The organism is Ruegeria sp. YKSF070 (genome assembly GCF_059612725.1).
The window spans coordinates 1-12,252 of sequence record NZ_JBXWRD010000036.1; the positions used below are offsets into that span (position 1 = coordinate 1).

At 62.6% G+C, this 12,252-nt stretch carries 10 protein-coding genes; 6 read left to right on the plus strand and 4 right to left on the minus strand.

Annotated elements, in window-relative coordinates; genetic code table 11:
- A partial coding sequence (locus AC2FL1_RS16485) for a prephenate dehydratase domain-containing protein (RefSeq protein ID WP_496877680.1) occupies positions 1-359 on the minus strand: 359 nt, incomplete at its 3' end.
- A gap of 119 nt (positions 360-478) precedes the next feature.
- Here AC2FL1_RS16485 and AC2FL1_RS16490 point away from each other — a divergent pair.
- The 5 genes from AC2FL1_RS16490 (at position 479) to AC2FL1_RS16510 (ending at position 6,856) form a co-directional block, all read left to right on the plus strand.
- A complete protein-coding gene (locus tag AC2FL1_RS16490; RefSeq protein ID WP_496825070.1) occupies positions 479-985 on the plus strand; it encodes a c-type cytochrome in 507 nt (168 codons plus the stop codon).
- Positions 986-1,136: 151 nt separating this feature from the next.
- Complete coding sequence (locus tag AC2FL1_RS16495; RefSeq protein WP_496877681.1) at positions 1,137-3,068, plus strand: extracellular solute-binding protein; 1,932 nt, start codon at positions 1,137-1,139, stop codon at positions 3,066-3,068.
- Positions 3,069-3,077: 9 nt separating this feature from the next.
- Entirely contained in the window at positions 3,078-4,169 is a 1,092-nt protein-coding gene (locus AC2FL1_RS16500; protein ID WP_496825068.1) for a microcin C ABC transporter permease YejB, read from the plus strand.
- 3 nt (positions 4,170-4,172) lie between these two features.
- Complete coding sequence (locus tag AC2FL1_RS16505; RefSeq protein ID WP_496825067.1) at positions 4,173-5,279, plus strand: ABC transporter permease; 1,107 nt, start codon at positions 4,173-4,175, stop codon at positions 5,277-5,279.
- Positions 5,276-6,856 carry an ABC transporter ATP-binding protein gene (locus AC2FL1_RS16510; protein WP_496877682.1) on the plus strand — a complete coding sequence of 527 codons (1,581 nt, stop codon included), beginning with the start codon at positions 5,276-5,278 and terminating at the stop codon, positions 6,854-6,856. The genes AC2FL1_RS16505 and AC2FL1_RS16510 overlap by 4 nt, the downstream gene beginning before the upstream one ends.
- A gap of 74 nt (positions 6,857-6,930) precedes the next feature.
- Here the strand turns inward: AC2FL1_RS16510 and AC2FL1_RS16515 are convergent, their stop codons facing one another.
- Both AC2FL1_RS16515 and hemN read right to left on the minus strand, forming a co-directional pair.
- Positions 6,931-8,859, minus strand: a complete 1,929-nt coding sequence (locus AC2FL1_RS16515; RefSeq protein ID WP_496825065.1) for an elongation factor G — start codon at positions 8,857-8,859, stop codon at positions 6,931-6,933.
- A 248-nt stretch (positions 8,860-9,107) separates the two neighbouring features.
- On the minus strand, positions 9,108-10,463 hold the full coding sequence (gene hemN, locus AC2FL1_RS16520; RefSeq protein ID WP_496877683.1) for an oxygen-independent coproporphyrinogen III oxidase: 1,356 nt from the start codon (positions 10,461-10,463) through the stop codon (positions 9,108-9,110).
- A 64-nt stretch (positions 10,464-10,527) separates the two neighbouring features.
- Here hemN and fnrL point away from each other — a divergent pair, with 64 nt between their 5' ends.
- Entirely contained in the window at positions 10,528-11,271 is a 744-nt protein-coding gene (gene fnrL / locus AC2FL1_RS16525; protein ID WP_496877684.1) for a transcriptional regulator FnrL, read from the plus strand.
- A 72-nt stretch (positions 11,272-11,343) separates the two neighbouring features.
- Here fnrL and AC2FL1_RS16530 read toward each other — a convergent pair whose 3' ends face one another.
- On the minus strand, positions 11,344-12,216 hold the full coding sequence (locus AC2FL1_RS16530; protein ID WP_496877685.1) for a LysR family transcriptional regulator: 873 nt from the start codon (positions 12,214-12,216) through the stop codon (positions 11,344-11,346).
- Positions 12,217-12,252: the final 36 nt, after the last annotated feature.

The window sequence follows — 12,252 nt, forward strand, 5'->3', positions numbered from 1 at the left end:
ATGCCGTGCTGTTTCAGAAAGCCCGCACATTGAGGAAGCAGAACCAGATGCGAATGGGCGTCGCGGATATCGTCCAGTGTCGCGCCCGGCACACCCAGCAGGTTGATATGCACGCGGACAAAGGCCTCGTCGATGATATGCAGCCCGCTATGGGGCAGCAGGCGGTGGATATCGGCGACCCGGCCATAGGTGGTGTTCTCGACCGGCAGCATCGCCAGCTCGGCCTCGCCCCGGCGCACCGCATCGATCACGTCCTCGAAGGTGCGGCAGGGCAGCGCTTCCATGTCCGGGCGGGCGTTGCGACAAGCCTCGTGACTATAGGCGCCGGGCTCTCCCTGAAAGGCGATGCGATGGGTCATGGGGTCGTTTCCGTGCAACAAGTTACATTTTGGGCGTTTGGTCGCGGTGTCTATACCTTGCCTCTTGCGAGGGGAAGCCTTAGACACCCGCCCAGACAGCTGAAATGGACTCGCGATCAATGTTCGACACGATGACAGTTACCAAGGCCGCTGCCGGCCTGTTCGGCGCTTTCCTGGCGCTTCTTCTCGCCAAGTGGGCGGCCGAGACGGTCTATCATGTTGGTGGCCACGGCGACGAGCCCGCCTATGCAATCGAGGTAGCCGAAGCCGAAGAGGCCAGCGGCACCGAAGAAACCGTCAGCTTTGAAGAGCTGATGGCCTCGGCGGATGCTGCCAAGGGCGAAAAAGTGTTCAAGAAATGCGCCGCCTGCCACAAGGTGAACGGCGAGGACGCCACCGGCCCGCATCTGGATGGCGTGGTTGGCCGCGCGGTCGCCTCGGTTGCCGGTTTCGGCTATTCCGGCGCGATGCAGGGCCACGGCGGCGACTGGACGCCCGAGGCACTGGATGAATTCCTGGCCAAGCCTTCGGCGGCGGTTCCGGGCACCTCGATGAGCTTCTCGGGCCTCAAGAAACAGGGCGACCGGGTTGACCTGATTGCCTATCTGCAGAGCGTTTCTAACTAATCGCTCGACACAGACCGGTTTTGACCAAAGGCCGCTGCCCCGTGCAGCGGCCTTTTTCATCGGTCGGGGTGACTTCACGATTGCTTCACCTATTCTAAACTTGCAACTGCCCTCGCTGGACCATTAGCTAACGGCAACAAGATTGGCGGATATGCCAACCCAACCCGGAGGAAGAGCCTTGACTATACGCCCGCGCGCCGCCACCCGTGCCAAAGCATTGGATATCCGGCCCGGTGTGATGATGCTGGTCGCAGGGATCGTCCTGCTGGCGCTGGCTGGACTTGCGCGCGCCGAGGAGACGATCATCAAGAGCCACGGGTTCTCTGAATTCGGCGATCTGAAATACCCCGCGGGGTTCGCACATTTCGACTATGTGAATCCTGATGCGCCAAAGGGCGGCGAACTGAGTTATGCCGCGATCGGGACCTTCGACAACCTCAACCCGTTCACCCGCAAGGGACGGGCGGCGGCGCGATCGGCGGACCAGTACGAATCTCTGCTGACGCCATCATATGATGAACCGGCTTCCTACTACGGTTTGGTAGCCGAAAGCCTGGAATATCCCGAAAGCCAGGATTGGGTGATTTTCAACATTCGGCCTGAGGCGCGGTTTTCCGATGGCACGCCGATCACCGCCGAAGATGTGGTGTTCAGCCACGAATTGCTGCTGGAGCAAGGGCTGAAATCCTATGCCGAGGCAGTCAGGAAACGTATTCCCAAGGCCGAGGCGCTGGATAATCACCGTGTCAAATTCTATTTCGCCCCGGACATCCCGCGCCGTGCGCTGATCACCCAGGTCGGGGGTACGCCGATCTTTTCCAAGGCCTGGTTCATGGCCGACCCCGAGAAACGCCGCCTGGACGAACCCCGACTAGAGCAGGGGATCGGCTCGGCGCCTTATGTGCTGGACAGCTTCGACATCAACAGGCGCATCACCTATCGCCGAAATCCCGATTACTGGGGCGCGCATCTGAACGTGAATGTCGGGCGCAACAACTACGACAGTATCCGGGTCGAGTATTACACAGACACCATCGCCGCGATGGAGGGGTTCAAGGCGGGCAACTATACGCTGCGGCAGGAAAACAACTCGAAAAGCTGGGCCACCGCCTATGATTTTCCGGCCATCGAAAAGGGCCATGTGGTCAAGGCCGAGCTGTTGGATGGCGACGTGCCCAGTGCCAGCGGTTTCGTGATCAACATGGACCGGCCGCAGTTCCAAGATATCCGCGTACGCGCGGCGGTGCAGTTGGCGTTCAACTTTGAATGGACCAATGACAGCCTGCAATATGGTCTGTTCCAGCAGCGCCATTCCTTCTGGCAGGGCACGCCGCTGGAGGCGACCGGGTTGCCCCAAGGCCGCGAGCGCGAGGTGCTTGAGGCGCTGGGCGACGCCCTTGATCCAGCGGTTCTGAGTGAAGAGCCGGTCAGCGCCCATAGTTCCAGTCCAGACCGTCAAAACGACCGCAAGAACCTGCGCCGCGCGATGAAGCTGTTGGATGAGGCGGGCTGGGCCGTCGGGAACGATGGGATCCGGCGCAATGCGGCGGGCGAAACGCTGAGGATCGAGTTCCTGTCGGACGAGCCGACATTGGACCGGATCATCCAGCCCTTTGTCGACAACCTCAAGGTCATGGGGATAGACGCCCGGTACAATCGCGTCGATGACGCGCAGTTCACCCTGCGGCGGCGCGACCGCGATTTCGACATGATCATGGGCGGCTACCCGATGTCGCTGCAACCCTCGACCGGGTTGTACCAGCAGTTCGGAAGCGAGGCGGCCGCCTATTCTGTGTTCAACCCGTCGGGCGTGCACGGGCCGGATATCGAGCCGCTGATCGACGGGATCGTCGCAGCCTCGACCACCGAAGAGTTGCAGGCGAATGTGCGGGCGCTGGACCGGGTGCTGAGGGCCAAGCGGATCATGGTGCCGACCTGGTACCTGGGTAAATACTGGGTGGCCTATTGGGACAAGTATGCCTACCCTGAGAACCTGCCACCCTATGCGCTGGGGGTCGAGGATTTGTGGTGGATCGATTCTGACCGTGCAGCAGCGCTGAAATCTTCGGGCGCGTTGAGGTAAGCGGTCTCGATGGGTGCCTATATCCTCAGACGATTGCTTTTGGTGATCCCGACGTTGCTTGGGATCATGCTGGTCAATTTCGTGCTGGTGCAATTCGTGCCGGGTGGACCGGTGGATCAGGCCATCGCGCAGTTGCAGGGCGGCGGCGATGTATTCGAAGGTTTCGCAGGCCAGGGCAACGACGCGCAGTTGAACAGCCAGACAAATGCGGTGAACGACCGCTATATCGGTGCGCGCGGCCTGCCGCCGGAATTCATCAAGGAATTGGAGGAGCTTTACGGGCTCGACAAGCCGGCGCACGAACGGTTCCTGCTGATGCTGTGGAACTATCTGCATCTGGATTTCGGCGAGAGCTATTTCCGCAAGATCGACGTTGTCGATCTGGTTTTGGAGAAGATGCCGGTCTCGATCACGCTGGGCCTGTGGTCGACGTTGATCGCCTACGCGATCTCGATCCCGTTGGGCATCCGCAAGGCGGTGCGCGATGGCTCGCGTTTTGACACCTGGACCAGCGGGTTGATCATCGCGGCCTATGCGATCCCGGGGTTCCTGTTTGCCATCCTGCTCTTGGTGCTGTTCGCCGGGGGCAGCTATTGGCAGATCTTTCCGCTGAGGGGCCTCACCTCGGACAATTTCTCGGACCTGTCTTTGCTGGGAAAGGTGCTGGATTATTTCTGGCACATTGCCCTGCCGCTGACCGCCTATACCATCGGCGCCTTCACCACGCTGACCCTGCTGACCAAGAACAGCTTTTTGGACGAGATCAAGAAGCAATACGTGATCACCGCCCGCGCCAAGGGGCTGAGCGAAAGCCGGGTGCTGTACGGCCATGTGTTCCGTAACGCGATGCTTATCGTGATCTCAGGCTTTCCGGGCGTGTTCCTGTCGGTTTTTCTGGGCGGCTCGCTGATCATCGAGACGATCTTCTCGCTCGACGGTCTGGGCCGGCTGGGGTTCGAGGCGACGGTGGCGCGCGACTATCCGGTGATGTTCGGCACGCTCTTCGTGTTCGGCCTGATCGGTCTGTTGGTCGGTATCCTGTCGGACCTGACCTATGTGCTGGTCGATCCCCGCATCGACTTTGAGCGGCGGGAGGGCTGAGCCATGCGCCTGTCACCGCTGAACCAGCGCCGCTGGAACAATTTTTGCCGCAACCGCCGCGCCTTCTGGTCGCTGATCGTGTTCTCGATCCTGTTCGGGGTCTCGCTGTTTGCCGAGTTCCTGGCCAATGACAAACCGATCCTCGTCAGCTATCGCGGTGAGTTGCGGATGCCGATCTTCTCATTCTACCCCGAAACCGCCTTTGGTGGCGATTTCCAGACCGAGGCGATCTATCGCGACCCCGAGGTGAAATGCCTGATCGCTAGCGGCGGCATCGAAGACTGTTTCGACGATCCCGAAGGAGTGATCGAACAGATCGAGGCGGGCACCTATCAGGCCGAGGGATTCGAACAGGGCTGGGCCATCTGGCCGCCTATCCCCTATTCCTATCGCACCTCGGTCGATCGCCCAGGCGCGGCACCGCTGCCCCCGAACGAGCAGAACCTGCTGGGCACCGACGACACCAAGCGCGACGTGCTGGCGCGGGTGATCTACGGGTTCCGTCTGTCGATCCTGTTCGCGCTGATCGTGACCTTTGCCGCCTCGATCATCGGGGTGATCGCGGGTGCGATACAGGGGTTCTTTGGCGGTCGTACCGACCTGATCATGCAGCGGGTGATCGAGATCTGGGGAGCCACGCCGGGCCTGTACGTGATCATCATCATGTTCTCGATCTTTCAGCGCAGTTTCTGGATGCTGGTCATCATCTCGATCCTGTTTGGCTGGACCGCTCTGGTGGGCGTGGTCCGGGCCGAGTTCCTGCGCGCCCGAAACCTGGAATATGTGCGCGCGGCGCGGGCGCTGGGTGTCAGCGACTGGACCATCATGTTCCGCCACATGCTGCCCAATGCGATGGTGGCCACGGTCACCATCCTGCCGTTCCTGGTCACCGGGTCCATTGGCGGGCTGGCCTCGCTCGATTTCCTGGGCTTTGGTCTGCCCTCTTCGGCCCCGTCGCTGGGCGAGCTGACCTTGCAGGCCAAGCAGAACCTGCAGGCGCCGTGGCTGGCCTTCACAGCGTTTTTCACCTTTGCCATCATGTTGTCGCTCTTGGTCTTCATCTTCGAAGGCGTGCGCGATGCATTCGACCCCAGAAAGACCTTCTCATGAGTGCGCTTCTCGAGGTCAAAGGGCTGAATGTCTCGTTCCGTCAGGATGGGCGGATCAGCCATGCGGTGCGCGGGGTGTCTTTCACGGTGAACCGGGGGGAAACCGTTGCTCTGGTGGGCGAAAGCGGTTCGGGCAAATCGGTCTCGGCGCTCTCGACCGTGTCGCTCTTGGGTGACAGCGCGATTGTCGAAGGCTCGGTCACTTACGACGGGCAAGAGATGATCGGCGCCAGTGAGCAGCGGCTGATGGATGTGCGTGGCAACGATATCAGCTTTATCTTTCAAGAGCCGATGACCTCGCTCAATCCGCTGCACACGATCCGCAAGCAGATGGCGGAATCGCTGGCCCTGCATCAGGGACTGGTGGGTGCCGCGGCGCAGACGCGCATTCTGGAACTGCTGATCAAGGTCGGTATCCGCGACCCCGAAACCCGGCTCGATGCCTATCCGCACCAGTTGAGCGGCGGACAGCGGCAACGGGTGATGATCGCGATGGCACTGGCCAACAAACCCGACATCCTGATCGCGGACGAGCCGACCACGGCGCTGGATGTGACCATCCAAGCCCAGATCCTCGAATTGCTGGCCGATCTCCAGCGGGAGGAGAACATGGGGATGCTGTTCATCACCCATGATCTGGGCATCGTGCGGCGGATCGCCGACCGGGTCTGCGTGATGAAGGCGGGAGAGATCGTCGAGAGCGGCAGGACCGAAGAGATTTTCGCCAATCCCCGGCATCCGTATACGCGCAAGCTGTTGGCAGCCGAACCCAAGGGGCGACCCGACCCGGTGCGCTCAGGGGCCGAAGAGGTGGCCCGCACCGATCACCTGCGGGTCTGGTTCCCGATTCAGCGCGGTTTCTTGCGACGCACGGTGGGGCATGTGAAGGCGGTGAACGACGCCTCCATTTCCGTGCGCGCGGGCGAGACCCTGGGCATCGTGGGCGAAAGCGGGTCGGGTAAGACCACGCTGGCGCTGGCGATCATGCGTCTGATCGGCTCCGAGGGTGGCATCACCTTTCGCGGCGAGGATGTGCGCGGCTGGTCCACGCGCGAGCTGCGCCGGCTTCGCAAGGACATGCAGATCGTGTTTCAGGATCCATTCGGCAGCCTCAGTCCGCGGATGACCTGCGCCCAGATCATTTCTGAGGGGTTGGCGATCCACAAGGTCGACCCCCACCGCGCGCCGCGTGAGCTGGTAGCCGAGGTGATGCGGGAGGTGGGGCTGGATCCTGCCACGATGGACCGCTACCCGCATGAGTTCTCTGGCGGTCAACGGCAGCGTATCGCCATCGCACGGGCCATGGTGCTGCGGCCCAGGTTGCTGGTGCTGGATGAGCCTACATCGGCCTTGGACATGACGGTGCAGGTGCAGATCGTGGCGCTGCTTCGAGAGCTGCAACGCAAGTACGGTCTGGCCTTTCTGTTCATCAGCCACGACCTGAAGGTGGTGCGGGCGATGTCACATAAGGTCATCGTGATGCGTCAGGGCGATGTGATCGAAATGGGCGAGACCGAGGCGCTGTTTACCAACGCACAGACCGACTATACCCGCAGCCTGATCGCGGCGGCAGGGTAGGTCGCCGTTTTCCGATACGGAAAACGGCCCGGAAAACAGGTGTTTCCCGGGCCGGAATTCTTGCAGAATTCCGGTCAGCCTGCGGCTGCGGTTTCGCGGGACGGTTTCGGGACCGGGCCGCGCAACTCCTCGTAGTGATCGAAGCTCAACCTGACCCAGCCGGTGCCCCGGCTGGAACTGGCCAGCACCCGGTGCAACTCGTCTTCGGCGACTGCTGGCAGCAGGGCGTTGAAGATCTCCCAGCCTGCGGCCGAGGGATGCGCCTCGAAGCCCAACACCTGACCCTGGAGGCCGCTGATCGCCGGTACCAGATCGCCGACAAATACCGAAGGCAGGTGAATCTCGGCTCGCAGGATGGGTTGCAACACCACCGGCTTTGCTTGTGGAATCGCCTCGCGCACCGCCGCCTTGCCGGCGGTGCGGAAGGCGTAATCGGAACTGTCTACCGCGTGATGTTTGCCATCCTTCAGTGTCACTTTCACATCAACTACCGGGAAACCCTCTGGACCGCGCGCCAGCGCCTCTTCTGCCCCCTGCGCAACCGAGGGAATATAGGTCTTGGGCACCGCGCCGCCTTTGACCACTTCGTCGAACTGGAACCCGGCCCCGCGCGGCAGCGGCTCGACCGTCAGCAGCACATCGGCGAACTGACCGGCACCGCCAGATTGCTTGCGATGGCGATAATGGTGTTCAACAGGTTTCTGGATCGTCTCGCGATAGGCCGTCGCCACCGGTTCCGAGGTGATCTCGACGCCAAAGTCCTCGGCCAGCTTGGTTGCGATCCGGCGCAGGTGCTGTGGCCCCTGACAGCCCAGCACCGCATGGCCGGTGGCGTCGTCGGACGAAACATGTAGGCCCGGGTCGATCTCGTTCATTCGGGCCAGCGCAGCGGACAGCCGGGCATCGTCGCGTTCATGCGCCGGGCTGACCAATTGGCGGTGACCCGGCGGATGGCTGCGTGCCCAATCGGGCAATTCCGTCGCGCCGGCACTGTCATAGATATGGCCTGGCCGCAGGTGTTCGGATTTCACCGCCAACCCGATCTGACCCGCCGCCAGCGCACCGATCTGGCTGCGGGCGTCCAGTTCCATCAGGCTGCCGACGGTATCGCCTCCCAGCGCCTCATGCGCCTTTACCCCATCGCCAAGGCCCCGCAGCACCACGATCTTGCCCATGTGTTTCTTGACATCGGCAAATCCCGCGATGGCGCGCGCCTGTTCGCTGGCTGCATCGCGACCGGCGGCAATATCGAATTCGGGGGCCTCGTGGCGCAGCGCCTTCATCATCCGGGTCAGCCCGTTGCCATGGCTCGCCGCGCCCAGATAGGCCGGGATCAACTGGTGATTCTGCGACACTCGGGCCGCCAGGTCATATACTTCGGCACTAGGCGGTTGGCGGTCCTCGATCAGTTGTTCGAGAAGATGATCGTCGAAATCCGACAGCGCCTCGAGCAATTCGGCGCGCGCTTCCTGTTCACGCTCGACCGCCGCAGCGGGCAGTTCGATCAGGGCCGAGGGTTCGCCCTCGCGGTATTTCCAGGCCCGCTCCGAGATCAGGTCCACCGCGCCCACCACCTGATCTCCCTCGCGGATCGGCACCTGGCGCAGGGCGATGTGATGGGTGCAATAGGCCTGAAGCGCCGCGACGATGTCGCGGATACGGCCGTTGGGGTTGTCCAGACGGTTGATGAACAGAAAGGCCGGAATGCCGGCCTCTTCGACAAGTCGCAGGTAGGGTGCGCACAGCACCGCCGCCTCGGGGTCGGGTGGCACCACGATCACGGCCGCGTCCGAGATCGCCATGGCCGGGCCGGCAAAGGCCAGCGCATCGCTGCCGCCATCCACGTCGATTGCGCACCAGGGTTCCTCCAAATAAGAAAAACCGTGCAGATGCACGGTTTCGGAAAGGTCGAATGTGGTCGGGCGGCTGTCGAGGCGACTGATGGCCTCGACCAGCGTGGACTTGCCGGATTGGCTCGGTCCGAGAACGGTGAATACGCGCATGGAGGCTATCCCTTTTCTTGCTGCAATCCTGTTTTCTGCTCCGCAACCAGAGTTCGTACGAATGCCGTCGCATCGCATGCCTGTGATGCATCAATAGCCTGCCTCAGCGGCAAGGTCGCTGCGCCGTCCGGTCCAACCAATGTCGGGTGCAGGGCAACCCGCCCTGCCCTGAGTGTGTGAAATCCGGCGCGTGGCCGTCAAGTCCCTTGGCGAAAATGGGCGGGAAAGCCGCACTGCCGTATGACCGATCAAATCGCCGAACTGTGCCCGGCCTTGCTGAGGTCATAGGCGTCAAACACCCGTGCCACCATCCGTGTCAGCGCCCGCGCTTCTTGCGGGATGAACAGCCCGTCCGAGGTGATTCGCAGCAGGCCATCGAACGCCTCGTTGGCGGTGCGGAACATTTGATCCAGCTCCTCGGCGGACACATCGTGATCGCGCAGGATCTCGGCCCGATCGATGCGGAAATCGCACATCAGCGCCTCGATCAGGCGAGCGCGCATCACGTCCTGCCCCTTGAACAGGTGGCCGCGCGCGGTTGAAAATCGCCCGGCCCGAATGGCGCCGGTGTGGGCAGAGGTGGCCGGTGCGTTCTGCGCGTAACCCTGTGGGAATCGAGAGATCGAACTGGCGCCCACACCTATCAGAACATCGGCCTGATCGTCGGTATAGCCCTGGAAATTGCGGCGCAGCTTGCCCGCCTTCAGCGCGCGGGTCAGACCATCGTCCTGTGTGGCGAAATGGTCGATGCCGATCTCGGCGTAATTGTCCCACATGAACAGGCGCCGCGCGGTATCGAACAGGTCGAGCCGCTGTTCCGGCGTCGGCAGCGCGTCCGAGGGAATCAACTGTTGCCGCTTGGCCATCCAGGGTACGTGAGCATAGCCGTAGAGAGCGACCCGGTCCGGGTTGAGGGACAAGAGCTTCTGCACGCTTTCGGTCATGCGCGCGCGGGTCTGATGGGGCAGGCCATAGAGGATATCGGCGTTCAAGCTATAGATGCCACGGGCGCGAATCATGTCGACCGCGTCGCGGGTGACGTCATAGCCCTGAATGCGGCCGATGGTTTTCTGGATCTCGTCATCGAAATCCTGCACCCCGATCGAAGCGCGGTTCATCCCCGCCTCGGCCAGTGCGTCCAGCCGGGCCGGGTCGATCTCGTTGGGATCGATCTCGACCGAGAATTCGGCCTCGGGCCCCAGTGGGACCGTGTCGAAAATGCTGCGCGCCAGATCGCGCATCAACTCGGGGTTCAGCAAGGTCGGCGTGCCGCCACCCCAATGCAGGCGCGACAGGTGCACGCCCTCGGGCAGGCGCTCGGCCAGCAATGCAAGCTCGGCCTTGAGCGTATCGACATAGGCGATGACCGGATTGTCGGTCTGGGTGCCCTGAGTGCGACAAGCGCAGAACCAGCAGAGTCGGCGGCAGAAGGGCACATGAACGTAGAGCGAGATCGCGCTGCCGGGGGAAATTGCCGAAATCCACTCGCCAAAACGATCTGACCCCACGTCATTGCTGAAATGGGGGGCGGTCGGGTAGCTTGTGTATCTTGGTACTTTCGCGTCAAAAAGTCCGAGACGAGCCAATTGTGATTTCGCTATCATGCGAGTACCGTTATGAGAGCGGTCCGTGAAGGGCCTTGACTCAGATCAAGTAGGACCGAATTCCATGAGCACCTCGCCTCAGCTTTGCCATTCCAACTGCGACGATTGCCCGATCCGGCACCGTGCCGTCTGCGCGCATTGCGATACGGATGAGTTGGAAGAGCTGGAAGAGATCAAGTATTACCGCAGTTTCGAGGCGGGGCAGACCGTGATCTGGTCAGGCGATCAGATGAGTTTCGTTGGGTCCGTCGTCTCGGGGATCGCCTCGCTGACCCAGACGATGGAAGATGGGCGGACCCAGATGGTTGGCCTGCTGTTGCCGTCGGATTTCGTCGGCCGTCCGGGACGCGAAGGGGCGCCCTATGACGTCGTGGCGACCACCGATCTGGTCATGTGCTGTTTCCGTAAGAAACCGTTTGAAGAGCTGATGGCGCGCACCCCGCATATCGCGCATCGGCTGCTGGAAATGACGCTGGACGAACTGGATGCGGCGCGCGAATGGATGCTGGTGCTGGGCCGCAAGACCGCGCGCGAGAAGATCGCCAGCCTGTTGTCGATCATCGCCCGCCGTGATGCCTCGCTGACCAAGCGGGGCATGAGCGGGCCGATGGTGTTCGACCTGCCGCTGACCCGCGAGGCGATGGCCGACTATCTGGGCCTGACACTGGAAACGGTGAGCCGCCAGATCTCGGCGCTGAAAAAGGACGGGGTGATTCACCTCGAAGGCAAGCGCCACGTCACCATCCCGGACATGGGCCGGTTGATGGAGGAAGCGGGCGACGATACCGACGGCGGTTTTCTGGTCTGAGACCGGAAATATGCGAGGCTTTGCCTCGCGCTCCGGAGTATCTATCGCGAAATGAAGGGGGTGGGCCGCGGCTCAACTCTGGCGCCGCAGCCAATCGGCCACGCGCCGGGCGGCGGAGCCGGGCGCCAGCGGGCGTGGTGCCCAGAGACGCAAGGCGTGCGGCAGGGTGACCCGGGTTGCGAAGGGTGCAACCAGCTGCCCGCGCGCCAGAAACGGGGAGATCAGCGCCTCATGCCCCATCAGCACCCCGGCGCCGTTCACCGTTTCCTCGACCGCTAGCGCATAGAGCGAGAACTCGGGACCGCGCGGCACAAAGGTCTGGCCGGGTAGGGCAGCCGCCATCCAGAACGACCAGTCGCCATGCCATGTAGTGTCGATAAGACAGGGCAGGTGGCGCAGGTCCTCGGGCCGGTTCAACCGCCCGACCAGCGCGGGTGCGCAGACGGGGGTAATCGTGTCAGCGGTCAGCACCTCGCCCGGGCCATCGCCGAAGAACAGGCAAAGATCGAAGGGCGCGCGTTTCAGATCGGGTGGCTGTTCCATCGCGGTAACCGAGATCTCGATCTCGGGGGCCGCGGCGCGCAGACCGGGCAGGCGCGGCGACAGCCAGAGCTGTGCGACCGAGGGCAGGGCCGCCACATGTACCACCTGCGGCTTGGCGCCGGTGCGAAGGTCATGGCTGACCGTGGCCAGCCGGTCGAAAGCGCCGGTCAGATCGGGCAGAACATCGGCCGCGAGAGCGGTGAGGGTGACGCCCCGAGCGCTGCGGTCGAAGAGTGGCGCGCCCAGCATATCCTCGAGCTGCTTGATCTGAGCCGAGACCGCGCCGGGACTGACGCCCAGTTCGTCGGCGGCGGCGGCGAAACCGCCCAGTCGCGCAGCGGCCTCGAATGCGCGCAGGGCATTCAGTGGCAGGGGGCGGGGGCGTGGCGGGGCGACGGGCATCAGGAAGCCTTAGATTTTCTGACCCTAATTTTCCCG